The 26123-nt window shown below is 69.8% G+C and carries 14 protein-coding genes; 9 read left to right on the top strand and 5 right to left on the bottom strand.

Annotated features, from left to right (window positions below; translation table 11 throughout):
* Positions 1-23: 23 nt before the first annotated feature.
* A complete protein-coding gene (locus ACIP6N_RS28275) occupies positions 24-2102 on the bottom strand; it encodes a transglycosylase domain-containing protein (RefSeq protein WP_401820234.1) in 2079 nt (692 codons plus the stop codon).
* Between the two features lie 459 nt (positions 2103-2561).
* Complete coding sequence (locus tag ACIP6N_RS28270; RefSeq protein ID WP_401820232.1) at positions 2562-3725, bottom strand: ABC transporter substrate-binding protein; 1164 nt, start codon at positions 3723-3725, stop codon at positions 2562-2564.
* A gap of 310 nt (positions 3726-4035) precedes the next feature.
* Here ACIP6N_RS28270 and ACIP6N_RS28265 point away from each other — a divergent pair, with 310 nt between their 5' ends.
* The 9 genes from ACIP6N_RS28265 (at position 4036) to ACIP6N_RS28225 (ending at position 22814) form a co-directional block, all read left to right on the top strand.
* Positions 4036-4908, top strand: a complete 873-nt coding sequence (locus ACIP6N_RS28265) for a sterol desaturase family protein (RefSeq protein ID WP_401820230.1) — start codon at positions 4036-4038, stop codon at positions 4906-4908.
* Positions 4909-5036: 128 nt separating this feature from the next.
* Positions 5037-14546: an amino acid adenylation domain-containing protein gene (locus ACIP6N_RS28260; RefSeq protein ID WP_401820228.1), complete on the top strand. Its 9510-nt coding sequence runs from the start codon at positions 5037-5039 to the stop codon at positions 14544-14546.
* Positions 14547-14616: 70 nt separating this feature from the next.
* Positions 14617-15810: a cytochrome P450 gene (locus tag ACIP6N_RS28255; protein WP_401820227.1), complete on the top strand. Its 1194-nt coding sequence runs from the start codon at positions 14617-14619 to the stop codon at positions 15808-15810.
* An 88-nt stretch (positions 15811-15898) separates the two neighbouring features.
* A complete protein-coding gene (locus ACIP6N_RS28250; RefSeq protein WP_401820225.1) occupies positions 15899-17650 on the top strand; it encodes a phytoene desaturase family protein in 1752 nt (583 codons plus the stop codon).
* Positions 17647-18702 (top strand): MDR family NADP-dependent oxidoreductase, encoded by a 1056-nt coding sequence (locus tag ACIP6N_RS28245; protein ID WP_401820224.1) that lies wholly within the window; start codon positions 17647-17649, stop codon positions 18700-18702. Before ACIP6N_RS28250 ends, ACIP6N_RS28245 begins: the two co-directional genes overlap by 4 nt.
* Before the next feature lie 510 nt (positions 18703-19212).
* Positions 19213-20409 (top strand): thiolase family protein, encoded by a 1197-nt coding sequence (locus tag ACIP6N_RS28240; RefSeq protein ID WP_401820221.1) that lies wholly within the window; start codon positions 19213-19215, stop codon positions 20407-20409.
* A 319-nt stretch (positions 20410-20728) separates the two neighbouring features.
* Positions 20729-21295 (top strand): hypothetical protein, encoded by a 567-nt coding sequence (locus ACIP6N_RS28235; RefSeq protein ID WP_401820219.1) that lies wholly within the window; start codon positions 20729-20731, stop codon positions 21293-21295.
* Between the two features lie 47 nt (positions 21296-21342).
* Positions 21343-21789 carry a cupredoxin domain-containing protein gene (locus ACIP6N_RS28230; protein WP_401820218.1) on the top strand — a complete coding sequence of 149 codons (447 nt, stop codon included), beginning with the start codon at positions 21343-21345 and terminating at the stop codon, positions 21787-21789.
* A gap of 236 nt (positions 21790-22025) precedes the next feature.
* Entirely contained in the window at positions 22026-22814 is a 789-nt protein-coding gene (locus ACIP6N_RS28225) for an SAM-dependent methyltransferase (protein ID WP_401820216.1), read from the top strand.
* 97 nt (positions 22815-22911) lie between these two features.
* Here the strand turns inward: ACIP6N_RS28225 and ACIP6N_RS28220 are convergent, their stop codons facing one another.
* The 3 genes from ACIP6N_RS28220 to ACIP6N_RS28210 form a co-directional block, all read right to left on the bottom strand.
* Positions 22912-23514 carry a TetR/AcrR family transcriptional regulator gene (locus tag ACIP6N_RS28220; RefSeq protein ID WP_401820215.1) on the bottom strand — a complete coding sequence of 201 codons (603 nt, stop codon included), beginning with the start codon at positions 23512-23514 and terminating at the stop codon, positions 22912-22914.
* Between the two features lie 34 nt (positions 23515-23548).
* Positions 23549-24472 carry a phosphotransferase gene (locus ACIP6N_RS28215; RefSeq protein ID WP_401820212.1) on the bottom strand — a complete coding sequence of 308 codons (924 nt, stop codon included), beginning with the start codon at positions 24470-24472 and terminating at the stop codon, positions 23549-23551.
* A 348-nt stretch (positions 24473-24820) separates the two neighbouring features.
* Positions 24821-25786, bottom strand: coding sequence for a PRC and DUF2382 domain-containing protein (locus ACIP6N_RS28210; protein ID WP_401820211.1), 966 nt, complete (start codon positions 25784-25786; stop codon positions 24821-24823).
* Positions 25787-26123: the final 337 nt, after the last annotated feature.

The following is a 26123-nucleotide window of genomic DNA, read 5'->3' as shown; positions in this document are numbered from 1 at the left end:
TCCCGGCCCGTGGCGTCCCGCTGTCACCGCCGCAGGCTTGCCACGGACGTCAGGTAGTCGGACCAGATGCGGGCCGGATATGTCACGTCCGCGTCGGGGTCCCCGCCCAGGCCGGTGAGCGGCAGCGGTTTCAGGTCCTTCAGATCCATGCGGTAGACGACGACGGCCGTCGCCTCCCGCTCCGTGTAACCGGCGAACCAGCCCGCGGTGTGGTCCTGTGTGGTGCCGATCTTGCCGGCGGTTCCGGGCTCCAGCCCCTTCGCGGCGGCGGGACCCTCTTCCCGGAGCGCGCCGGCGAGCGCGTCGGTGACCTGCGCGCCGACCCTGGCACTGAATGCGCGGTTCCTGCGGGGCGCCTCCAGCCGGACCGGGTCGCCGCCCCGCGACACCCGCGCCACCGAGTACGGCTCCGTGTGCACACCGCCGGCGGCGAACGTCCCGTACGCGTCGGCCATCCGGATGGCGCTCGGAGTGGAGTTGCCCAGGGAGAGGGCCGGTACACGCGGCCCGAGGCTGGAGGCGAGGAATCCGGCGTCCTGGGCGGCGCGGCTCACCCGTTCCAGACCGGTGTCCATCCCGAGTTGCGTCAGCGGTGTGTTGACCGAGTGGACCATCGCGTCGCGCAGGCTGAGGGAGCCCCATGAACGGCCGCCGTCGTTCCGCCCCTTGACCACCTTCCCGTTGCGGTCCCAGTACGGGCCCTCGGGGGTGAGTACGGCGAGGTCGTCGTCGCCGTCGTAGACGGTGGCGGGGGACACCGGGACGCGGGGCGCGCCGCGCTCGTGCTGGACACCGTCGCGCAGTGCTGCCGCGTACACGAAGGGCGTGAACGCCGAACCCGCCGGGACGGTGACCGCGTTGGATTCGTTGAACCCCTGGGTGAGGAAGTCGGGACCGCCGTACAGAGCGAGGATCGCACCGCCGGGAGCGACGGACGCTGCCCCGGTGCGCGCGTGCCGGTCGGACTTACGGCCGTCGGGGTCGAAGCCGTCGTGGACCGCGCGGACCGATTTCGCCAGAGCCGTCGTGCGCGCTTTGTCGAAGGTGGTGTGGATCCCGTAGCCGCCCAGGTCGAACTCGGCGTCCGAGATGTGGCCCGCTTTCTGGAGATACGTTTTGGCGAGACTGGCCAGATAACCCGGCTGCCCGCTCGCCGTGGCGGGCCTGGGCGGGGATTTCGGCTCGGGGAAGACCGTGAGCGCGGCCCGTTTCGACGGCGTCAGCGTCCCGGTGGTGACCATCCGGTCGAGGATCCAGCTCCAGCGTTCCACCGCGCGTTCGTGCGTCTTCGCGCTGATCGCGGGGTCGTACAGGGAGGCCCCCTTGAGGAGCGAGGCCAGGAACGCGGCCTCGCTCACGTCGAGTTCGCCGACTTCCTTGCCGTAGTAGGCCTGAGCGGCGCGCTGGATGCCGTATGTCCCGCGGCCGAACCAGCTGGTGTTGAGGTAACCCTCGAGGATCCGGTCCTTGTCGAGCCGGTTGTCGATCTTGACCGCGAGGAGCAGCTCCTCGAATTTGCGCCTCGTCGTCTGATCCTGGCTGAGGTAGGCGTTCTTGACGTACTGCTGAGTGATGGTGGAGCCGCCCTGCGTGTCGCCCCCGCTCGCCATCCGCAGCACCGCGCGTGCCATTCCCGAAGCGGAGATGCCGTGATCGGAATAGAAATTCGCGTTCTCCGCTGCCAGCACCGCGCTCCGGACGTGTGCGGGGACCTTGGCCAGTGGTACTTCCTGCCGGTTGACCCAGCCGCTGCGCGCCAGCTCCGACCCGTCGGACCAGTAGTAGACGTTGTCCTGCTGGGTCGCGAAGGCGTTGAGATGTTCTGGTATGTCCGTCTTGGCGTAGGCGTACATCGACAGGGCGCTCACGCCCGCCACGCCCCATATCAGGACTGCGAGGATCTGTCTCCATGAAGGCAGCCACCGGCGGAATCCGGCGTGTGCCGACCGCGGATAGTCCGGCCGCAGGCGCGGCCTCCGAGCTTCGCGCGCTGCTCGTGCGATACGGGAGAGCCCAGCCCGCGTCCGGCCCCGCATCCCTGCCCGGGTCTCCGCCGGTGTCTCCGCCGGTGTGAGGACGTCCGTCCGCTGTGGCCGCCTCATCCGCGGGCCCTCCGCCGGCTGCCTCCGTCGTGGGAGGGCCGGGTGGTCCCCTTCTGGCCGGTCGGAGAAAAGCGACGTAGGGGGCGGAGTGCGTGCGGCATGCCTGCGGGAATCCTCACGGAAAGGCGTGACCGGGAAGCCGGTCGGGGTCGACCACGAAGACGAGAAAGCGAGGGGGTGCGATGCGCGGAAAATGAGGAGGTCTGGTGATGATCGTAAACTGCCTGCGCGGCGGGGTTTGGCCAACCCCCCTCTGTCACAAGGGCGTTCGGGATAATTGCGGCTGAAAGCCGAAAGGGCCCCGTATGCGACCGGTGGGGACCGGCTGAAGAATGACGACGGGCCGGTGGGTGAGGGGGCAGGCGGTCGGTCAGCCCTGGACGCCGGACCGTTCCACGCCCGCGACGAGGTGCCGCTGCGACACGAGGAAGAACTCGTCGGACGCCTGGCAAGCACTGATCACCAGCGGCAGCACGGCGCCGCGGACATCGCGCGCAGCTGCGGAAAGGTGATGTGGCGGAACGTCTGTGGGCCGGGGCGCGCGCCGTCGGCGGCTCCCTTCTTCAGCCTGTCCGCACGCCGGGCGAGCGGCAGTCCGGCCGGTATGTGGAATCCGTACGACAGGGCGAAGCCGACCTGGTCATCGGTCCTGTCGACCCACAGCCACTTGACGAATTTCCGGGACAACTCGGTGTGTATTCCAAGGGCATTGACTGCGGATCCGTACCCGCCGACCGGTACGCAGGGGCTGCCGTGCGGGCCGTCGGAGGGGAAGGGCAGGACGCCGAAGTCGTCCCCGAGCGCCTGCTCGACCTGTGGCAGGGCCCGGAGCCCGGACCGCTGAAGGGCCGTCAGCCCCTGGATGAGGGCGGCGGGATCGGACCAGTCGGAGGGCGCGCCGAGCAACAGCGCCTTCCCGGCGTACAGGTCATGGATCCTGCCGAGGGGCCTCGCCGCCTGCGGGTCGTCGAAACCGACGTCGCCGTGGTCGGTGACGAGGCTGAGGCCGGCGGCGTAGAGCGGTGTTCCGCCGGGTACACCGGCTCCTCCGTCATTGCCGAGGAGGAGGCCCTTGACATCCCTGGTGGCCAGGGCCCTTGCTGCGTCCAGCAGTTGATTGACGGTCTGCGGCGGTCGCACTCCGGCCTTGGCCGGCCGGCTCTTGCGGTGGTAGAGCAGCTGTGTGTCGATGACCTGCGGGATGCCGTAGATCCTGCCCCGGTGGGTCTTGAGGGTCGGCGCCGCCCGATGGAAGACCTCCCTCACGTCCTTCACCAGATCGGTGAGGCCGGCGACCTGGCCGCCCAGGATCTGGTCGAGGGCCGGGCCGCCTTCGAACACATCCGGACCGTCCCCGCTCAGGAGGGCCGCCGCGGTCTGCTCGTCGTAATTGCCCGGCCGCCACTGGATGTTGACGTCAGCCCCGGCGAACGCGGCGGCACGACGCCGTACGGCCTGCTCGGTCCCCGCTTCGCCGTGCTGGTGGTACCACTGGCGCAGTGCGGGCCTGCCGCTGCCGCCGGACGCGCCGCCGCGACCGTTGTCGGAGCCGCAGGCCGCGACCGCGCCGGTCAGGGCGGCACCGGCACCGCCGGTGAGCACACGCCTGCGGCTGGCTGACACGACTGGTCCTCCTCTTCGGGCCGGACGGCTCGTCGCCTGGCCGGCACGGATCCACCCTTGCCCCTGGTTGCCGGAGCGGTATGTCACCCGCGTGAAAAGACATGTGACCGGCCGTCGGCTCCCGCCGGCGGTCGCCGTTGCCGTCCCGCCCCGCTGGGAGGGAGCGCCCGGTGAAACCCGTGATGGCAAGATTCACTCACAAGACTTCAACTACCGAGAGTATTTGAATCGATCCGATCGGTGACGATACGCTGTGGGAGTCATATCCCGCAGGTCCAGGTGCGGGAAGTGAAAGTTGGGGGGAAGCGTCATGGGGTCATACAGCCGTTCCGTGCTCTGTCGTGTCGCCTATCCGATCCTGCTCGCGGCAGTGGGCGGTGTCGTGATGGCGGCCCTGCACTGGCGATGGGATCCGGGCGAAGTCAGCTTTCTCTTCCTGATCGGCACCATCGGTTACCTGGCCGTGCTTGAGCGGGTGATTCCCTATGAGCGCACCTGGCACCCGAGCCGGACCGAATGGGGCTGGTATGCCGTCTACTTCGTACTGAGCATGATCGGCGGCGCGCTGGCCCAACTGCTGGTGTCCGCCGCGCTCGACCGGATGGCGCCACCCGCACCGATGTTCGCGTTGTGGGCGGAGATACCGCTGGCGTTGCTGCTCGGTTCGCTGGCCGGGTACCTCGTGCACCGCCTGGAACACACGTCGAGCTGGCTGTGGCGCCTGCACGGTGTGCATCACGTGCCGGACAAGGTCAACGTCGGGAACAACGGTGTCAATCACGTCTTCGACATCGTGCTCGCCCAGGGAGTCGTGCAGGCCGCGCTGGCTCTGGTCGGCTTCTCCCGGGAGTCCGTGTTCGCGGTGGGCATCTTTGTCGTGGCCCAGGGCTACTTCATCCATGCCAACGTCGATGTGCGCGTCGGCAGGCTCAACCACGTCTTCGCGAGCCCCGAGGTACACCGCCTGCACCACAGCACCGAGCTGTCGGAAGCCGGCCACTTCGGTTCCGATCTGACCATCTGGGACCACCTGTTCGGCAGTTTCACCTGGCACCCCGGTCGCCGGCCGGCCGCCGTCGGGCTGCACGATCCCGGGTCGTTCCCGAGGACCGGTGCCGTCGTCGCCACCCTGCTCCATCCCTGGCGTGGTGTCGCGAAGACCGGGGACCGCTCCGCGGCCTGACCCGGCCTCCGGTCGGCCCGGCCGCCGGCCCCGCTTCCACCAGTCTGCCCCCGCCGAGCGATCGGAACGGGGTGCGTTGCCCTGCCCATGCTCGCGCCGCAGCGCAGCGATTCAAGGACTCGACTGACATGACGGATTCGATCAACAGCGCCTCCCACGCTGACGCGTCACGGGACGGCACCGCCCGCCAGAAGATCGCGGTCATCGGCATCGGCTGCCGGCTTCCCGGCGGCGCCAGTGACCACCGCGTTTTCTGGCAGAACCTGATCGACGGCAAGGACTGCCTCACACCGACGCCCGCCGACCGGTACGACGTCGCCACCCTCGGCAGCCGGGACAAGACCAAGCCGGGCCGCCTGACCGGCGGCCGGGGCGGCTACATCGACGGGTTCGACGAGTTCGACCCGGCTTTCTTCGGCATCAGCCCCCGTGAGGCCGACCATATGGACCCGCAACAGCGCAAGTTGCTGGAAGTGGCGTGGGAGGCGCTGGAGGACGGCGGGCAGAAGCCGGGCGAACTGGCAGGCTGCGATGTCGGTGTGTACGTCGGAGCTTTCACACTGGACTACAAAATCCTCCAGTTCGCCGACCTGAGCTTCGAAACACTGGCCGCCCACACCGCGACCGGCACGATGATGACCATGGCATCGAACCGCGTCTCGTACTGCTTCGACTTCCGCGGCCCCAGCATCTCGCTCGACACCGCGTGCAGTTCCTCGCTGGTGGCCGTGCACCTGGCCTGCGAGAGCCTGAGCCGGGGCGAGACGAGCCTGGCGCTCGCGGGCGGCACGCTGCTGCACATGGCGCCGCAGTACACCATCGCCGAGACCAAGGGCGGCTTCCTCTCCCCGGACGGAGTCTCGCGTGCCTTCGACGCCTCGGCGAACGGCTACGTACGGGCGGAGGGCGTCGGCCTGGTCGCGCTGAAGCGGCTGGACGACGCACTGCGCGACGGTGATCCGATCCACGCGGTCGTCGTCGGCAGCGGGGTCAACCAGGACGGCCGTACCAACGGCATCACGGTGCCGAACGGGGACGCGCAGGTCGCGCTCATCGAGCAGGTCTGCTCCGGGGCGGGCGTCGAGCCGGGCAGTCTCCAGTACGTGGAGGCACACGGCACGTCCACACCGGTCGGAGACCCCATCGAGGCGAACGCGCTGGGGCGTGCGCTGTCCATCGGACGCCGTCCCGGCAGCAAGTGCTACGTCGGCTCGGTCAAGACGAACATCGGACACACCGAATCGGCCGCGGGCATCGCGGGTCTGATCAAGACCGCGCTCAGTCTCAAACACCGCACGATTCCCCCGCATATCAATCTCGAACACATCAACCCTGCCATCGACCTCGCGTCGCTGCCGTACGAGATCCCGGACAGGCCGACCGCCTGGCCCGAACACGAAGGGCCCGCGCGTGCCGGGGTGAACGCGTTCGGCTTCGGCGGTACCAACGCGCATGTCCTGCTGGAAGAGGCCCCGACCGCAGAGTCCCGGTACCCGCAGGCGCCCGAACCGGAAGCCGGGAGTGAGGCCGCCGCGGGGAGGACGACGGCCGAGGTGCCCGGCTGTGCCGCCGCCGCGGACCGGGCCGCGCTGAGCGGTTGCACGATCCTGCCGCTGACCGCCCGTGATCCGGCCGTCCTGCCCGAGCTGGCCGAGGGCATCCGGCGGGAGCTGGCGGGCGAGAACGGCCCGGAGGTGTCCCTCGCCGACCTCGGCCACACCCTGGCCCACCGCCGGCAGCACCTGGAGTCACGGCTCTCCGTCGTCTACTCCACGCGCGCCGAGCTCGACGCGGCCATAGCCGCATATCTGCGCGGTGAACCCCACCCCCGGGTACTCCTCGACCAGCGGCGGGAGCGCGCGCAGCGCCGTATGGCCTGGGTCTTCACCGGCATGGGCCCGCAATGGTGGGGAATGGGCCGCGAACTGTTCAGGAAGGAGCCCGTATACCGCGAAGCGGTCGAGCGGGTGGACGAGGAGATCGCCGGGCTCGCCGGCTGGTCTCTCATCGGGGAACTCACCGCCGACGAGGCCGAGTCCCGCATGGACCAGACCTGGCTGGCGCAGCCCGCCAACTTCGCGGTGCAAGTCGGTCTCGCGGCGCTCTGGCGCGGCTACGGCGTGCGGCCGGACGCCATTGTGGGGCACAGCACCGGCGAAGTGGCGGCCTTCTACGAAGCCGGTGTCTACAGCCTCGCGGACGCGGTCAAGGTCGTCGTCCACCGCAGCCGGCTCCAGCAGCAGCTGGTCGGTACGGGCACCATGCTCGCGGTCAGCCTGCCCGAGGCCGAGGCGCTGCGCAGGCTGGAGCCGTACGGGGACCAGGTGTCGGTGGCCGCGGTCAACAGCCCGGCCGGGATCACCCTGGCCGGGGACGAGGACGCGCTCACCCGGATCGCCGCCGAACTGCACAGCGATCAGATCTTCGCCAAGTTCCTTTCTGTGAAGGTGCCTTACCACAGCGCCAAGATGGAGCTGATCAAGGACGATCTGCTCAACTCCCTGGACGGACTGAAGGCGAACGCGGCGCAGGTCCCGCTCTATCTGACCGGGCAGGAGGGCACGGCCCACGGCACCGAACTGGACGCCGCCTACTGGTGGAAGAACGTCCGCGACAGCGTGCGGTTCCACGCGGCGATCGACCGCCTGGCGGACGACGGGCACAGTCTGTTCCTGGAGATCGGCCCGCATCCCGTACTCGCGCACTCGATCAGGGAATGTCTCGACCACCGGAGCCTCGAAGGCCGCACGCTGCCCTCGATCCGCCGCCAGGAGGACGAAGCGGCCCGCCTGACCACCTCCCTCGCCTCGCTGCACAACCTCGGTGTGGACATCGACTGGAGTGTGCTTCAGCCGGCGGGCCGGCCGGTGTCCCTGCCGCGCTACCCGTGGAAGCGGGACCGGCACTGGGCGGAGCCCCGGGCCGTGGAACAGATCAGGCGCGGGCTCCTCGACCACCGGCTGCTCGGCCGCAGGACGGCCGGCGCCGAGCCGACCTGGGAAGCGAAGCTCGACGTCGAGACACTGCCGTATCTGAACGATCACCGGATCCAGGGCGAAGCCGTGTTCCCGGCCGCCGGCTATCTGGAGATGGCGATCCAGGCGGTACGGGCGATGACCGGCGCCACCGACGCCGCGCTCGCCGACATCAGGTTGCGCAAGGCGCTCTTCCTGCCCGACGGCGAGGCGAAGACGGTGCGGCTGTCGTTCTCCGCCGAGGACGCCTCGTTCACCGTGGCCACCGTCCCCGGTGAGACCCACGAGCGCACCGTGCACGCGAGCGGCGTCGTACGCGCCGGACAGCGGACGGGATACGGACCGCCCCTCGACAGCGACGCGATCCGCGCCCGCAGCACCCGGCGACTCACCGGCCCGGACTGTTACGCGGGCCTCGCGGCCCTCGGGTACCACTACGGCCCGGCGTTCCAGGCCATCGAAGACGTGTGGCTGGGCCCCGACGAGGCGCTTGCCCGGATCAGACCCACCGCCGCGCTCGGCGACGACGCCGCCGGCCATCACATCCATCCGGTGCTGCTCGACGCCTGCTTCCAGTCGCTGCTGACCCCGCAGCTGCTGGCGGCGGATGAAGGCGCGCGGGACACCGGCATCCGGCTGCCGCTGTCCATCGGCGACGTACGGATCGACCCCGTCGGCGACCGGCCGCTCTGGGCGCACGCCCGCATCACGCACCGGGACGCGGACGGCCTGACCGGCGACATCGTGCTGTACACCGACGCGGGCACCCCGCTGGGCCGCATCAGCGGATTCCGCGCCGGGGACATCGAGAAGGCGTCGACCGCGGTCGGACAGACCACCGTCGACGGCTGGCTGGCCGATCTTGCCTGGACCGACGCCCCGCTCGACGCGAACGCCCCCACCCGCGACCCGGCGACCGGCTGGCTCGTCCTCGCCGACGCGCGGGGAGTCGGCGATGCGTTCGCCGCGCTCGTGGCCGAGCGCGGTGGCCACTGCCATCTGGTGCGCCCCGGCGACGGTTACCGCCACGGCCGGACGGAGTCGGTCGTACGGCCGGGTTCAGCAGAGGACCTGCGCCGTCTCCTCGCCGAACTGGGCGCGGAGACAGGCCGGTTCGACGCGGCCGTCCATCTGTGGAACCTCGACCTGCCGCGGCTCGACGAGACGGACAGGGACGCCCTCGGCGGCCACGCCGACCTCGGGACGTACTCACTGATCGCGCTCGCCCAGGAACTGCCCGCAGGTCTGCCGGGCAGCAGGCTGCACATCGTCACGCGCGGTACCCAGGCCGTGCGGGCCGGCGATCCGGTCGAGCCGCTCGGCGCCCCGTCCTGGGGCATCGGCCGCGTCCTTCGCTACCAGGAACTCGCTGACCACCCGGGCAAGTTGATCGACCTCGACCCCTTCCTTGCACCGGCCGCCGCTTCGGCCCCGGGGCGGACGGGCACGGACTCCGAGGCCCGCAGGGCGGAGGCCGAGACGCTGCTGCGCGAGCTGACGACCGACGACGAACACGAGATCGCTCTGCGCGGCGGACACCGCCGGACCAGCAGACTGCGCCGGGCCACCGGCCTCAGCCACCCGCTGCCTCCGAGGCTGCGGGCCGACGGCAGCTACCTGGTGACAGGCGCGTTCGGCGCGCTCGGCCGGCTGCTCTGCCGGACCCTGGCGCGCCGGGGCGCCCGCAGGCTCATCCTGGTGGGCCGTACCGCCCTGCCCGAACGCGGCACCTGGAGCGGGCTCGACCCGGCCTCACCGGCCGGCCGGCACACCCGTTTCGTCAAGGAGCTGGAAGCCCTCGGCGTACAGCCGATCCTCGCGCCCCTCGACATCACCGACGAGGCCGCGCTCACCGCCTGGCTCGCGGACTACCGGCGCGGTGGTCTGCCTGGCGTCCGCGGCGTGTTCCACCTGGCGGGACAGGTCCGCGACACCCTCCTGCCCGAAATGGACCGGCAGGTCTTCGACGCCGTCCACGACCCGAAGGTGGTCGGGGCCTACCTGCTCCACCGTCACCTGCGCGACGAACCGCTCGACCACTTCGTCCTGTTCGCTTCGGTCGCCTCCCTGCTGACCACCGCGGGCCAGACCAACTACGCCGCCGGCAACGCGTTCCTGGACGCCCTCGCGCACCACCGCCGTACCCGCGGGCTGCCTGCTCTGAGCCTGGACTGGGGGCCGTGGGCCACCGGCATGATCGAGGAACTGGGCCTGATCGACCACTACCGCAACAGCCGGGGCATGAGTTCACTCTCCCCGGAAGCGGGCATGGCGGTGCTGGAGCGCGTACTCGGCCAGGACCGCGCCCAGCTGCTGGTCGCCACCGTCGTCGACTGGCCGCTCTTCCTCGCCTGGTACCCCTCCGCGCCACCGCTCGTCAGCGAGCTGGCCGCCGCCGGTGACGCCCCGGCGGCGGAGCAGAACAGCCTGCTCGACGTCCTGCGGGCCGTCGGCGAGGAGGAAGGCAGGCAGCTGCTGACCGAACGCTTCACCGCGCTCGTCGCCACCGTGCTGCGGGTTCCGGCCGACCGCGTCGACCCGGCGGCCGGCCTGCACCTGCTCGGCCTGGACTCCCTGCTCGCCATGGAGCTGCGTGCCCGGGTGCACACCGAGCTGGGCATCGCGCTGCCGGTGGTCGCCCTGCTGAGCAGCGCCCCGGTCGCCGAACTGGTCGACCGGCTGTACGCGGGACTGACCGAACTGCTCGCGGAGGAGGCGGGAGCGAGCGCGGTGGGCGGCGCGGTGGAGCTGTTCGAGGACGAAGGGCGCTACCCGCTGACCCAGAATCAGAAGGCCCTCTGGTTCCTCAAGCAGCTCAACCCCGACGGTTTCGCCTACAACATCGGTGGGGCGGTCGAGGTACGCGTCGCGCTCGATCCCGAGCTGATGTTCGAGGCCGTACGGATGCTGATCGACCGCCACCCCAGCTTGCGGGCCAACTTCCTCCTGGAGGAAGGCCAGGCCGTACAGCGGATCTCCGGCCCCGGCAGGTACGACCTCGCTCTGTTCGACGTCCAGGACGCCGCGTGGGAAGAGATCCACGCGATGATCATCCGTGAATACCGTGAGCCGTACGACCTGGAGCGCGACCCGCTGGTCCGTTTCCGCCTGTTCAAACGGGGCGAGGACCGGTGGGTGATCATGAAGGCCGTCCACCACATCATCTCGGACGCGATCTCGACGTTCACCTTCATCGAAGAACTGCTCTCGGCCTACGAGGAACTGCGCCGGGGCCGGCTGGCGGAGCTGCCGCCGCTGACCGCGAGCTATCTCGACTTCCTCAACCAGCAGAACGCCTTCCTGGCGGGCCGGGACGCGCCGAAGATGCTCGACTACTGGCGCGGCCATCTGCCGGCCGAGGTCCCGGTGCTCGACCTGCCGACGGACAAGCCGCGCCCGGCGGTCCAGACCCACAACGGCGCGTCCGAGTTCTTCGTCCTGGACGAAGAACTGAGCGCCCGCGTCCACGCCCTGGCGCGTGAGCACAACGTGACGGTGTTCATGGTGCTGCTGAGCGCGTACTACGTTCTGCTGCACCGGTATTCGGGCCAGGACGACATCATCGTCGGCAGTCCGGTGACGGGCCGCACCCAGGAGGAGTTCGCCCCGGTCTACGGCTACTTCGTCAACCCGCTGCCCCTGCACGCGGATCTGGCGGGCGATCCGTCGGTCGCCGATCTGCTGGCGCAGGTCCGCGCGACAGTGCTGGGCGGGCTCGACAATCAGGAGTACCCGTTCGTCCTGCTGGTCGAGCAACTGGGCCTGCAGCACGACCCGAGCCGCTCCGCGGTGTTCCAGGCGATGTTCATCCTGCTCACCCACAAGGTCGCCACCGAGAAGTACGGCTACCGGCTGGAGTACATCGAACTGCCGGAGGAGGAAGGACAGTTCGACCTCACGCTGTCGGCCTACGAGGACGAGTCGGAACACCGCTTCCACTGCGTGTTCAAGTACAACACCGACCTGTTCCTGCCGGCGACGGTGCGGCGGCTGGCCTCCCACTACGTCAACCTGCTCGACGCGCTGACCCGCGCACCGGCAGCGCGCCCCGTCACCCGGCTGCCCATGCTCGGCGCCCAGGAGCGCGGGCGGATCCTCACCCAGTGGAGCGGGGCCGACCGGCAGACGCCCCCGGATGAGCCGGTACACCGGCTGTTCAGCCGTGCGGCGGCCGGGAGTCCCCAGGCGGTCGCGGTGTCGGCGCCCTCGGAATCCGGCGTCACCGAACGGCTCACATACGGTGAACTGGACCTTCGCTCGGACGAGTTGGCGGCCGGGCTGCGCGGACGCGGCGTGCGGGACGGCGCCGTGGTGGCGCTCTGCATGGACAAGTCGCCCGAGCTGATCGTCACCCTGCTCGCCGTACTCAAGGCCGGCGGCTGCTACCTGCCGCTCGACCCGGACCACCCGGCGGACCGGCTGGCCTACATGGTCCGCAACGCCCGCGCCCTCCTGGTCGTGGTCCGCGCGGACGGACCGGGCCGGCCTCCGGCCTTCTCGCCCGGGGAGGCGGTCGTCGTGACCGTGGACGAACTGTGTGGCCCGGCGGCCCCGGGCGATGCCGCGGCCGGTGTCCCGGACGACGCTTTCGACCTGGACGCCCCCGCCTACGTCATCCACACCTCCGGCTCCACCGGGCGGCCCAAGGCCGTCCGGATCACCCACCGCAACCTGGCCTCGGCTTACGGCGCCTGGCGTCAGGAGTACCGCCTCGATGACGACGTACGGACCCATCTCCAGCTGGCCGGGCCGTCCTTCGACGTCTTCACCGGCGACCTGGTCCGCGCCCTGTGCTCCGGCGGCACACTGGTGCTGATCGGCCGCGAGCTGCTGTTCAACACCGACCGTCTGTACGAGACGATGATGGTGGAGGGGGCCGACTGCGCCGAATTCGTACCGGCCGTGGTCCGCGGGCTGATCCACCACTGCGAACGCGGTGGACTGCGCCTGGACTTCATGAAGCTGCTGGTCGTCGGCTCCGACACCTGGAAAATCGAGGAGTACCGCCGCCTGCGCGACCTGTGCGGGCCGTACACTCGGCTGATCAATTCGTACGGTCTGACCGAGGCGACCGTCGACAGCACCTACTTCGAGGGCCCGGACGACGGTCTTGAGCCCAGCAGGCTCGTGCCGATCGGCCGGCCCTTCCCGAACACCGCGCTCTACATCCTCGACCGACACGGCGCGCCCGTACCGGCCGGCGTCCCGGGAGAGCTGTGCGTCGGCGGCCTGGGAGTGGCCCTCGGCTACGCGGGAGACCCGGTCCAGACGGAGCAGCGCTTCGTCACCCTCGCCCTCGGCCCGGAGGCGGACTCCCCGCCGGTGCGCGTCTACCGCACGGGCGACCTCGCCCGCTGGGACGCAGAAGGCGGCGTACACCTGCTCGGCCGCGCCGACAGCCAGGTCAAGCTGCGCGGCCACCGGATCGAGATCGGTGAGATCGAATCACAACTGGCCCTCTGGCCCGGCCTGTCCCAAGCGGTGGTGACGGTACGCCAGGAAGCGGGTGAGAGCGTGCTCTGCGCCTACTGTGTCCCCGCCGAGGGCAGCGTCTTCGACGGGCGCGAGCTGCGTCTTCATCTGGCGGGCTATCTGCCGACGTTCATGATCCCGTCGTACTTCACCGCCCTGCCGGCCCTGCCGCTCACCCCGAACGGCAAGGTGGACGTCGCCGCGCTGCCCGCCCCCCGCGCCCCCGAGGACGAGGAGATGTTCGAACCGCCGGTGACGCTCTACGAAGTACGCATGGCGGCCCACTGGTCCAGCCTGCTCGGGCTCGAACAGGTCGGCCTGCGCAACGATTTCTTCGCGGCGGGCGGCGGCTCGATCAAGCTGATCGAGCTGATCCACCACCTCCAGGCCGAGTTCAACATCAGCATCCCGGTCAGCCACTTGTTCAAGGCCACCACCCTCCACGGCATGGCCAGGACGCTGGAGCACATCATCACGGGACGGATCGCGGGCGCCCAGCCCTACCTGCGCTTCAACGCCGAGCAGCCGGGCCGTCGTCCGGCCGGGACGCTCTTCTGCTTCCCGCCGGCGGGCGGACACGGTCTGGTGTACCGCCAATTCGCCTCCGAACTACCGGAGTTCCTGTTCGTCGCCTTCAACTACGTCCCCGGTGACGACAAGGTGAGCGGCTACGCGGACCTGATCGAGTCGATCCAGGCCGAGGGCCCCTGCACCCTCCTCGGATACTCACTCGGCGGCAATGTGGCCTTCGAGGTCGCCAAGGAGCTGGAACAGCGGGGTCGCACGGTGCGCAATGTCGTGATCATGGACTCGTACCGCATCGCCGAGTCCTTCGTCCTCGGCGAGGAACACCTGGAGAGCTTCGAACAGGAGCTGGCCGAGCACCTGCGCCGGCACACCGGCTCGGAGATCGTCGCCCGGGAGACCCGTGAGCAGGCCAGAGAATACCTGGGCTTCTGCGGCCGCACACCGAACCTCGGAATGATCGAGGCCCCCGTGAACGTGATCTCCGACAACGCGAAGGAGGCGTTCTACGCAGCGGGCGAGAGCGGCAGCTGGCACGGCAGTTCAGCCACCGGGACCACGGTGTTCCGCGGCTTCGGCACCCACGCCGAAATGCTCGACGAGAAGTTCGTGGAGCGCAACGCCGGGCTGACGCGCGCCATCCTGACGGGCGGTGCGACGGCCTGAGCGCGCGAGACGCCGGCCACCCCTTCCCCCGTCTCCCCCCACAGTCCGACCCGAGAGGCCCACCCCCACCGTGACGACCCAGCAACAGCAGCCGATCGCTTACCCCTTCCCCCCGTCCCGGCTCGAAGTCCATCCGAAGTACGCCGAACTGCGCGGCCTGCCGCTCTCCCGGGTACAGCTTCCCTACGGTGAGGCCGCCTGGCTCGTCACGTCGCACGCCGACGTGAAGGCCGTGCTCTCCGACTCCCGGTTCAGCCTGGCCGCCGCACTCGGACGGGACCAGCCCCGGCTGCGGCCCACCGCACGCAACGGCGGCGGGCTGTTCTCCAAGGAACCGCCCGAGCACACCCGGCTGCGGTCCCTCGTGGCCAAGGAGTTCAGCGCCCGCCGCGTCGAAGGGCTGCGGGTCCGCGCCGAGGCCCTCGCCGATCAGCTGCTGGACGCCATGGAGGCGAAGGGCGAACCCGCCGACCTGGTGGACGACTTCGCGATCCCCCTGCCGACCACGATCATCTGCGAACTGCTCGGCATTCCCGGTGCCGACCACCGCAGGCTCTGGGACTGGGCGCAGTCCGTCCTCTCGAACACCTCGACGGAAGAGGCCCTGATGATCCGGGGCAGAGAGCTCTTCTCGTACCTGTCGGGTGTCCTCGACCTGCGCAGCAAGGAGCCGGGCGACGACGTGCTGAGCGGCCTCGTCAAGGCCTGCGACGAGGACGAGGGGATCAGCCAGGCGGAACTGCTCGCACTCACCTCCGATTTGCTGATCGCCGGTTTTGTGAGCACCACGAACCAGATCGGCAACTTCTTCTACCAGTTGCTCTCCCACCCCGCCGACCTGGCACATCTGAGGGATCACCCCGAGGCCGTCCCCAGGGCGGTGGAGGAGCTGATGCGGTACGTGCCGCTGCTCGTCGGCTTCACCCTGCCCCGGTACGCCACCGAGGACGTCGAGCTGGGCGGGGTCCTGATCAGGGAGGGCGAAGCCGTTCTGGTCGCGACGGCCGCGGCCAACCGGGACCCGGAGATCTTCCCCGATCCCGAGGAGATGGTCCTCGACCGGCCCGCCAACCCTCATGTGGGCTTCGGACACGGCGTGCACTACTGCATCGGCGCCCATCTGGCGCGTCTGGAGCTGCAAGTGGCCCTGGAGTCCGTCCTGCGCCGGATGCCCGGACTGCGGCTCGCCGTCCCCGAGGACGAACTGAGCTGGAAGACCGACGCCATGATCATCGGTCTCAACGCGCTGCCCGTCGGCTGGTGAACGGCGACAGCGACCGCCGGACCACGACCACGGCCGGTCGACGGCGACCGGTGAACGGCAAGCGACCGACCCCCGAGGAGGCCACACGATGACGCGGTTGAAGCAGAACGCGCGGGCGAAGCAGCGCAGAGAGACGATGATCATCATCGGTGGCGGCCTCGGCGGCCTGTCCACCGGCTGCTACGCCCAGATGAACGGCTACCGTTCACGGGTCTTCGAAATGCACGAGATCGCCGGTGGCTCCTGCACGGGCTGGGACCGCGGGGACTTCACCTTCGACTGGTGCGTCAGCTGGCTGCTCGGCAACGGACCCGGCAACGAGATGTACCAGATCTGGCTCGAACTCGGAGCGTTGCAGGGCAAGGAGATGCGCCACTTCGACGCGTTCAACATCGTGCGCGGCCGCGACGGCAGAGCGGTCCACTTCTACTCGGACCCCGACCGGCTCGAAGCCCACCTCCTGTCCATCTCACCCGCCGACGCCCGTCCGATCCGCACCTTCTGCGACGGCGTACGGACGTTCCGGAAGGCCCTGGCGGTCTACCCTTTCCTCAAACCGGTCGGCCTGATGGGGACGGTCGAGCGCTGGCGGATGATGGCCGGGTTCCTGCCGTACTTCAACACCATCCGCAAATCGATCACGGAACTGATGTCGGACTACGCGGCGCGCTTCAAGGAACCCCTGCTGCGCGAGGCGTTCAACTTCATCCTGTACGAGAACCACTCGGTGTTCCCGGTGCTTCCGTTCTACTTCCAGCTGGCCGCGCACGCCAACCGCTCCGCCGGGGTGCCCGAGGGAGGCTCGCTCGCTCTGGCGAAGTCCGTCGAGCAGCGGTACGAACGCCTCGGCGGCGAAGTGACGTACAACGCCAAGGTCGAGGAGGTGCTGGTCGAGAACGACCGCGCGGTGGGCGTCCGGCTCAGCGACGGGCGCGAGTTCCGGGCCGACATCGTCGTCTCGGCCGCCGACGGACACACCACGGCGATGAAGCTGCTCAAAGGCCGCTATCTGAACGACACCTACCGCGACCTGTACACCCGGGTGATCGACGAGCCGGGACAGCTGTCTCCCGGCTACGTCAGCCTCTTCCTCGGCCTGCGGCGGCCGTTCCCCGACGCCGACCCCTGCACGACGTACCTGCTCACCGACGAAGAGGCGGCGCTGCTGCCGGGGATGCGCACACCGAGCGTCAACATCCAGTTCCGCAGCAGGCATTACCCGGAGCTGTCGCCGGACGGCACGGCGGTGGTCTTCGCCACCTACTTCTCCACCATCGACTACTGGCGTTCGCTGCGCGAGGGCCCCGAGCAGGCCAGCAGGCCGCGCAGAGGCCAGGAGCTGCACACCCTCCCGGTCCGCCACGGCCGTGAGTACAGTGCGGCCAAGCGCCGGGTGCGCAGCGGCATCGTGAGTCTCCTGGACGAGCGTTTTCCCGGTCTCAAGGACGCCGTCAAGGTGGCGGACGTGTCGACCCCGCTCACCCAGGTCCGCTACACCGGCACCTACGACGGGGCGTTCCCCGGATGGCAGCCGTTCGTCGAGGGCAGCGAGACGCTGGAGGAGGAGATCAAGAGGAACGGACCTGTGCTGCCCGGCCTGGAGAATTTCTACCTGTCCGGCGTCTGGGCCACCATCGGCGGCCTGATCAGGGCGGCCGCGGCGGGCAGGCATGTCATGCAGTTCGTCTGCCGTGACGACGGACGTGAGTTCACGGCGAGTGTGGACGAGAGCGCGCCACCACCCACCCATCTGATCGTGCCGGTAGGGACTCCGTCCGCTGCCCCCGCGGTACGTGCCCCTCGCGTTTCCACCGTCACCACGGACAAGGCATACGTGTGAAAATCGAGAAGTGGGTGGTGCGCGAGCACGTCGACGGTGTGCCCGACGTCGGCCGCATCTATCAGAAAGTGGTGGACGAGGTCGAGATCGCCCTCGGGCCCGACCAGATGCTGTTCAAGACCCGGTACGTGTCGGTCGACCCGTACCTGCACGGGCTCGCGCTGGAGACCCCGATCGGCTCGCACATGGTGGCGGACGCGGTCATGGAGGTCGTGGCGGCAGGACCCGACGCCGCGTTCCGCGTGGGTGACGTGGTGCAGGGCTACGGCGGCTGGCGCAGCCATGTGATCGGAGACGGCGGGCCGACGGTCTGGCGGGACGGCCTCTTCCCTATGGTGTTCCCGGCCTACCGGCGGCTCGACCCGGACGACTACGACGAGGTGCTGCCGCTCTCCTCGGTGCTCAGTGCCATGGGCGCTCCCGGTCTGACGGCCTGGGGCACGATGACCAAGTTCATGACGGTACACCCTGGCGACACGGTGGTGATCAGTGGCGCGTCGGGCTCTGTCGGCACGCTGGCCGGTCAGTTGGCCAAACGCGCCGGCGGCCGGGTCGTCGGCACGACCGGCTCGCCGGGCAAAGCAGCGCATCTGACCGATCTCGGCTTCGACGCCGTGGTGCTCTACGAACAGGGTGATGATGCCGACGCGGTAGGCGCGGCCCTGGCCGAGGCCGCGCCGGACGGTGTCGACAAGTACTTCGACAATATGGGTGGGACCGTGACTGACGCGGTATTCCGGATGCTCAATGTCGGCAGTCAGGTGGCGATCTGCTGGCAGTGGGCGACCCAGGTGGGCAAGGAGACCGTCGGCCCCCGCTTGCTGCCGCACATCATGTTCCCCCGGACGACGATCCGCGGGATTTTCGCCCAGGAGTGGTTCGATGAAGAGCATCTGACCGCGCTGAAAAAGGAGTTGGGCGGCATGATCAGGCGTGGCGAGATCGCGTTCCACCAGACCGTGCATTACGGTTTCGACGCTATCCCGAAGGCATATCGCAGCCTGTACGTCAACCGGGAGACCAACCGGGGCAAGGTGCTGGTCGAGTTGTAGTCCTGTGACCGCGCAGCCGCGTCGCCCTGCGGCCGCCGGGTGAAGTGTGGCCGTGAGGCAAGGACGCTGGAGTGCGGCCGGGGGCCGCCCTGCTGCTCGGACCCCGGCGGACGCAGGGTCAGGAGGCCGAGGCGGTGAGCGACTGCTGGTACGCCGTCCGGCGGACCGATACTGGCTCGGGGCCGGCGATGACGCTGCCGAGGACCGGCTGTCGGACGTGTGCGCCCGACAGCAATCGTCCGGCAGGGTAGGGAGTCACTCGCGCTGCGGCAGGTCCGGTCCCCTCGTAACTGTCTCCGTTGACAGGGGAGAAACATCGGCGGACACTCGTTGCCGCTCTATTGTGAACGAACGTTCACCGGGCGGACGGGCGGGACAGGTGCATGGACAGGGTGATGGTGCGGCCGCTCCCCGGCCGTCCGCCGCGGTCCGTCCTCACGTGGACGCCCGCGCCCGTCCGTACCGTCACGGCCGGCCCTCCCGGAACGACGCACACCTTACGGAGACCCCATGACCGACCGCCTGCGTGACGTCTATGTCGTCGACGCGGTCCGCACCCCGATCGGCAGGTTCGGGGGCGCGCTCTCCTCCGTACGGCCCGACGACCTCGCCGCCCATGTGGTCAGGGCACTGGTGGACCGCACCCCTGACCTCGACCCGGCCCGTATCGACGACGTCTTCCTCGGCGACGCCAACGGCGCGGGCGAGGACAACCGCGATGTCGCCCGTATGGCGGTCCTGCTGGCGGGACTGCCCGTCTCCGTGCCCGGTGTGACCGTCAACCGGCTGTGCGGCTCCGGCCTCGAAGCGGTCATCCAGGCAGCCCGGGCGATCGCGGTCGGCGACGCGTCGGTGGTGCTGGCGGGCGGTGTGGAATCGATGTCGCGCGCCCCCTGGGTGCTGGAGAAGCCCGAGCGAGCCTTCCCCGCCGGGCACCAGCAACTGCACTCGACCACCCTCGGCTGGCGGATGACCAACCCGAGGATGTCCCCCGAGTGGACCGTGTCGCTCGGCGAGGGCGCCGAACAGATCGCGGACAAGCACGCCCTCACCCGCGAGCGGCAGGACGCGTTCGCGCTCGCCAGCCACCGCAAGGCGGCGCAGGCCTGGGCGAAGGGACTGTACGACGGTGAGGTCGTCCCGTACGAGGGCGTGGACCTGGCGCGCGACGAGTGCGTACGTGACTCCACCTCGATGGAGGCTCTGGCCAAGCTGAAACCGGCGTTCCGCACCGACGGGACGGGAACGGTCACGGCGGGCAACTCCTCCCCGCTCAACGACGGGGCGGCCGCCCTGCTGCTGGTGGACGAGGACGGACTGCGCGAGACGGGCCGGGAGCCGCTGGCCAGGATCAGCGCGTCGGCGGTCACCGGGGTCGAGCCGCGGCTTTTCGGCCTTGGCCCGGTCGAGGCGGTCAGTAAGGCGCTGGCCAAGGCGGGCAGGTCGTTCGCCGACCTGACCACCTTCGAGCTGAACGAGGCTTTCGCGGCGCAGTCGTTGGGATGCCTCGCGGAGTGGCCCGACCTGGACCCCGGCGTGGTCAATCCGCGCGGTGGCGCCCTCGCCGTCGGCCACCCACTGGGCGCCTCGGGGGCACGGCTCGCGGGAGCCGTCGCGCACCAGCTCGCCGCCGCCGGATCGGGAACAGGTCTCGCGGCGCTGTGCATCGGCGTCGGCCAGGGGCTCGCGCTCGTCCTGGAGAGGTGACGGGCGGGTCCGTGGCGAGCAGGACGGGCAAACACCGGGCGTAATCCGGTTCCGGCACGGGCCGCCGCACGCAGTCCTGGGGCCGGTCCGCGGCCACCGGTTCCGGGAGGCCGAACCGGCGGAGCGTCACGTCGGATTGTCCGTCCCGCGCGGCGGAGCGCGCACCGGCGGGGCCGCGCGCACCCGTGTACGCCGGACGGCTCTGCCCGGTGGCCCGGTACCGGGGCCTGCTGTCTATTGGGGGAGACGGCCCGCTCGGACGGGTCGCGCGCTGCCCCGAGTGGCTGCCCTGAGTGGCAACCGGACCGAAGGAGCCTCCATGAGGATCACAGCCAGAACAGCCGTCGCGGTGGTTACGGCCACGCTGTTCGCCGCCGCCGTCGGCGGTTGTTCCAACGGGGGCGGAGGCTCGGCGGCCTCGCAGCCGAACGCGCCCGCAGAGGCCTCGGCGACGGTGATCGCCAAGGCGTCGAGTTCGCCGAGCGGGGCTCCCGACACCGTGATCTCCAAGTCGGGTTCCCTCGGAAAGATCCTGCTCGACCCGAAGGGCCGCACTCTCTACGTCTTCGACAAGGACAAGACCAGCAAGTCGACATGCGACGGAGGGTGCGCGACGGCCTGGCCGCCCCTGGTCTTCACCGGTAAGCCGAAGGCGGGCAGCGGCGTCAAGAGCAGCCTGCTCTCCACGACCACGCGCTCCGACGGCAGCAAGCAAGTCACCTACCACGGACACCCGTTGTACCTCTACCAGGGCGACCAGAAGCCCGGTGACCTCAACGGTCAGGGGCTCAACCAGTTCGGGGCCAAGTGGTACGTCATCGACACCTCGGGCAAGCAGGTGACCAAGACGCCGAGCGGCGGGGGCGGCGGGGGCGGCGGATACTGACCCTCGTCCCGGCAGACCCGGGCCGCGAACCGAGCATCGGAGAGAGCATGCTGTTCCCGTTTCGTGTCCGCCGGGCACGGTTCGTTGTCATCCTGACGGCCGCGAGCCTGACCGCCGTCGTCGGTTGTTCGAGCGGAGGAGGAGACAACTCGTCCTCCTCCTCCGCCGTGCCGGCCTCCACGTCCGCTACGCCCCTGCCGTCGGCATCCGCGTCGTCCTCCGCGTCCCCGTCGTCAAAGGTCACATCGCGGGTCACCATCAAGGACTTCGCCTTCCACCCGGCCGCTCTGACGGTGGCGCCGGGTGCGAAGATCACGGTCGTCAACTCGGACACCACGGCGCACACGCTGACGGCCGACGACAAGAAGCAGTTCAACACCGGCACGATCGCGCCGGGGAAGACGGTCACCTTCAAGGCGCCGTCCAAGAAGGGAACGTATCCCTACGCCTGCACCATCCACGCCTTCATGAAGGGCACGCTCACCGTCCGCTGAGAGACCCGTGAACCGTGCCACCTGGCGCCAGTGGCCCCGTCGTCATCGGCCAACAGCACGGGCGGCGGACGCCGTTCGGCACAGGGAACGCGCAACGCGTTCCCGCCGTTCGGCAGACCCGCCAGGATGCGTATCGATGAACCCGAACTGGCCATGATCGAAAGCTTGTTGAGCGAAAATCGGGCCTGACCTCTCCTATGCTCCTCCTCACATCGGATGGACATCGGAGGCTTCTTATGACGGCGGACAGTCCCAGATCGCGGATCGACACGAGCAAGCCTCACCCGGCCCGCCTGTACGACTATTTTCTTGGTGGCAAGGACAACTATCCGGTTGACCGTGAGATGGCGGAGCAACTGGCCAGCGGCGCGCAGCGCGGCGCCCAGCTCAACCGGGAGTTCATGCACCGTGCCCTCGCCTGGGTGGCGGGAACGGGTATCGATCAGTTCCTCGACATCGGAACCGGCATCCCCACCGAGCCGAATCTGCACCAGATCGTTCAGCGGGTCAATCCGAAGTCCCGTGTGCTGTGCGTCGACAACGACCCGATCGTTCTGCGCCATTCGGAAGCCCTTCTGGTCAGCACCGAGGAAGGCGCCACCGAATACCTGGAGGCGGATGTGCGCGAGCCCCGGGCCATCCTCGAACACGCCCGCGGGTTCCTGGACTTCAGCAGGCCCGTCGCCCTTTCGCTCATCGCGCTCATGCACTTCATCCCCGACGACCAGGACCCGTACGGCATCACAAGGACCTTGGTGGACGCCCTGCCCGCCGGCAGCTGTCTGGTGCTCTCGCACGGCACCGCCGACTTCATCCCGGCTGAGCTGGCGGGGAAGGTCACCGGGGCATACGGCAGGGCAGGCATCTCGCTGTGCCCCCGTACCCGCGCCGAGGTCGCGCGGTTCTTCGACGGTCTCGACCTGGTGGAGCCGGGGCTGGTGCGAGCGCACGAGTGGCACAAGGAGATGCCCGCGCCGAAGAACGAGGACAGTGTGTTCTACGCGGGGGTCGCCCGTGTTGGCTGAGGACGCGCCGGCCTGAGAGACACGGGCCGGGTACGTGTCACCTCGGGGCGCGGGGGAGCCGTGCGCCCCGCAGGACGGCGCGCGGGGTGCGGTGTGCTCAGCTCCGGCGGGGCCGCAGCCCGTCGGCGAGCGTGGTGACGGTGCCGCTGACCACGTCGGCCATGGGACGCGTACCCGCCAGACCGGCGTGCGCCATGACCGCGAGCCCCTGCAGGACCGCGAGGACCGCCATGTCCACACGCTCGGCGTCGCCGTCCGTGATCTCACCGACCGCGCGGGCCCGAGCGAGCAACTGGACCGGGGCGGCGAACGCGCGCTCGTTGGCGCGCAGGAGGTGGTCCGCGTCGGGCCAGTTCTTGGACGTGAACATCAGGTCGAGCAGCGCGCCGTGCCGGACGGCGAAGTCGACATAGGCCGTGGCGAACGCCGTGAGCCGCTCGGTGAATGTCCCCTCGGCCCCGTCCAGAGCCGCGTCGAGCTGTGCGCCGAGCCGTTCGTAGCCGTTTTCGGCCAGTGCCGACAGCAGTGCCTGCTTGTCGGGGAAGTGCCGCCGCGGCGCACCGTGGCTGACACCCGTCCGGCGTGCGACTTCCCGCAGGGAGAGTCCCGCCGCGCCCGTCTCCGGCAGCAGCTTCTCGGCTTCGGTGAGGAGCGCGGCGTAAAGGTTCCCGTGGTGATACTCCTTCACACTGCTTGTCATAGAAGTCAGCGTACTCGCATGTAGGCATTGACAACTACGGCGTGGTTCTGTGCCGTGCCCGGGGTGGTGTGAGCGCCGCCGCCCTGTCCGTCAGCGGTCCGATGACGACCGGCAGCCGCTCCGGGACGCGCAGGCGGACGAAGTCCACCAGCTCCAGGGCTGCCAGCGCGAAGCAGTGCGCGAGGACGGCGGGCCCCGCGACCTGCTCACCGGCGTCGCGGATCAGATCCCAGCCCGCGGGGTCCACGTCGTCCTCCGTCAGGAGCGTTGCGTAGTCGTACGCGCGGGTGCCGCTGCCCAGTGCCTCGATGTCGACGGCCGTAGGGGTGTGCTTCGTGGGAAACAGGATGTTGGCGAGCCGGAAGTCGCCGTGCACCAAGTCGTGGGCGGGCAGCTCGACGTCTCCCGAAACCGCGAGGAGTGCGTCGATCGCCGCGCTGAACCGGTGTCCCCGCGCGCCCGGCCCGGCCATCCCGCGACGTACGCCGACCGTCGTGCCGTCCAGCCGCTCACGCACATACCGCGACCAGCAGTGCTCAGGATCGGCGTCCAGCCCGCGCTGGCTCTCCAGCAGCGGGACAAGTTTTCCCGCGATGCCGGCGGTGAGCCGCCGGGCCGGGCTGCCCGGGACGAACTCCTGGACGTTATAGGGGAATCCGTCCCCGGTGACTCCGGCGGCGAGCCACGCGGGAGTACGGTACCCGCCCGCCGCGGCCCGCTCCACGGCCGCCGCCGCGCGCGGCAGCCGCCCGGAACCGGATGAGCGTGCCGACCACTTGAGCACCGCGAGAGACGCGCCGTCCGCACTGTCGCGCACCAGCCATGTCCCGGACTGGAAGCCGCCGTTGAGCCGGTTCAGGAGGCGGAACCGGCCGCCGTGGGCGCGGTTGACCCCGGCGAGCACCAGCCGCGCGGTCGTGGTTTCGGTGCGGCCGGGATCGGGGGCAGAGAAAGACATGAGGGCCGGTCTCCCTGACATGGCGGCGGACGGCCACCGCCACGGTGGGACGGCGGCACGGGTCTGCGCGCGGGGCGGAGAGGGCGCCCCGGGGAGATCAAGCCACGCCCGCAGGCTGACAGTCCGTTCCCGGCCCCGAGCGGCGAACAGCCGGGAGCAGAGCGCGATCGTGCGGACCGAGACAGACTAACCGACCGGCCCGAGGAGGAAACAACGACCGTTCCCGGCCCTGAGCGGGCCCGGGAACGGTCGTTGCCCCGCGGGACCCGCGCGGGACCTCTCCGGACCCGCACGGGGCACCCCGCACGAGGGACCTGCGGTGGATCCGCGGTGGGATCCGCGCCGGAGTCAGTGGCCGGGGCCGCGCTTGCCGCCCATACCCGTGTCGCCCTCTCCCGAGTCGTACTCGATCTGCTCCTTGCGGACGTCGGAGGAGACCTCCTTCTGCTCGGTCACCTTCTCCGTCTCCATGCGCACGCGCTCGACGGGGATGGATTCCTTGCGGATGACCGGCTGTTCGGCGTGCAGAGTCACCTCGGTCTCCGCCTCACCGATGCGCGAGTCGCGGGCCATGGCCCGGTCCTCCGGCGCGATCGGCTCGTGGATGACCCGGACCTCCTCGTGGGTCAGCGGCACGGTGGTGGTGACGTTCTCGGTCACGACGATCTTGTGCAGCCGGGCATGCCCGGCCTCGTGCTCCTCGGTCGTGACCCGCAGCTGCTCCTCCGACCGTATGAGCTCCTCGCCCATCTCCCGGCCGGTGAACTCCTCGCTGCCCCGCATGGCGGGTTCCTTGCGCATCCCCGCCGTGGCAGGGCTGTCGGCGGTCGTCCTGGGCGGCCGCGCGGCTTCTCCGGCGGGAGCGCCCCTGCCGAACCGCGCGTCCGCGCCCGTGCCCGCCCCGGCGGCCCCGCCGGAGGTGGCGGCCGTGCCCGCACCGGTGATCCCGGCGGTGCCGGTCGCCATGGGCGTGCCCATCCCGGTGCCGGTCGTATTGGTGAGTCCGTAGTGCTGGTAGAGCTGCTTCTCCTGGGAGGCGTCCAGGTGCTCGTCGGCGTCCAGGCGCGGTGCCTCCTTCACGGTCTCCTTGCTGTGGGGGAAGTGCAGGTCCTCACCGCTGCGGCGGGCACCGTCCAGCGGCACGAGGCTCTCTTTCATGCCGAACATCCCGGTCTTCACGGTGACCCATTCAGGACGTCCCGTGCGGTCGTCGACATAGACCTGGCCGACGCTGCCGATCTTTGTGCCGTCCTTGTCGTGGGCGGTCAGGCCATTCAGCTCGCCGGGGTTGTTGAAGACGCCATCGGCTGACATCAGCGATCACTCCTCGCGTGGGGGAAGCGCGCCATGGGGACAGGCCCCTCGTATGACAGGCGCGTACCCATCCATCGCGCCTCCGTACGACATCCACGGCAACCGGGGGCGGCCCGTACCCACCCCTCCGCACGCCCGGGCGCGCCGCCCAGGCGGCCACAGCGGCCCCCGGCGGCTCACCGTGACACTCCGCCATTCGGGTGAGAACGGGCCCCTAAACCTCTGTCCTGGGGCGGACGTGGCACAGTCCGGCGCGCCGCGTCCGAAGGCGCCGTGTCCGCCCGGTCCTCTCCGGTAATCCTTGAACCCTGAAGCGGACGAATAATCCCCGAGCCCA

The sequence above is a fragment of the Streptomyces sp. NPDC088725 genome, from assembly GCF_044751305.1.
GTDB lineage: Bacteria > Actinomycetota > Actinomycetes > Streptomycetales > Streptomycetaceae > Streptomyces.
This window is presented reverse-complemented; position numbering and strand designations above follow the sequence as displayed.

Bases quoted from the DNA above. Each gene is read 5' to 3' on its own strand.
- ACIP6N_RS28275 (WP_401820234.1), bottom strand. From the start codon at position 2,102: ATGAGGCGGCCACAGCGGACGGACGTCCTCACACCGGCGGAGACACCG.
- ACIP6N_RS28215 (WP_401820212.1), bottom strand. From the start codon at position 24,472: ATGTCTTTCTCTGCCCCCGATCCCGGCCGCACCGAAACCACGACCGCG.
- ACIP6N_RS28235 (WP_401820219.1), top strand. From the start codon at position 20,729: ATGAGGATCACAGCCAGAACAGCCGTCGCGGTGGTTACGGCCACGCTG.
- ACIP6N_RS28250 (WP_401820225.1), top strand. From the start codon at position 15,899: ATGACGCGGTTGAAGCAGAACGCGCGGGCGAAGCAGCGCAGAGAGACG.
- ACIP6N_RS28220 (WP_401820215.1), bottom strand. From the start codon at position 23,514: ATGACAAGCAGTGTGAAGGAGTATCACCACGGGAACCTTTACGCCGCG.
- ACIP6N_RS28225 (WP_401820216.1), top strand. From the start codon at position 22,026: ATGACGGCGGACAGTCCCAGATCGCGGATCGACACGAGCAAGCCTCAC.
- ACIP6N_RS28210 (WP_401820211.1), bottom strand. From the start codon at position 25,786: ATGTCAGCCGATGGCGTCTTCAACAACCCCGGCGAGCTGAATGGCCTG.
- ACIP6N_RS28240 (WP_401820221.1), top strand. From the start codon at position 19,213: ATGACCGACCGCCTGCGTGACGTCTATGTCGTCGACGCGGTCCGCACC.
- ACIP6N_RS28260 (WP_401820228.1), top strand. From the start codon at position 5,037: ATGACGGATTCGATCAACAGCGCCTCCCACGCTGACGCGTCACGGGAC.
- ACIP6N_RS28265 (WP_401820230.1), top strand. From the start codon at position 4,036: ATGGGGTCATACAGCCGTTCCGTGCTCTGTCGTGTCGCCTATCCGATC.
- ACIP6N_RS28230 (WP_401820218.1), top strand. From the start codon at position 21,343: ATGCTGTTCCCGTTTCGTGTCCGCCGGGCACGGTTCGTTGTCATCCTG.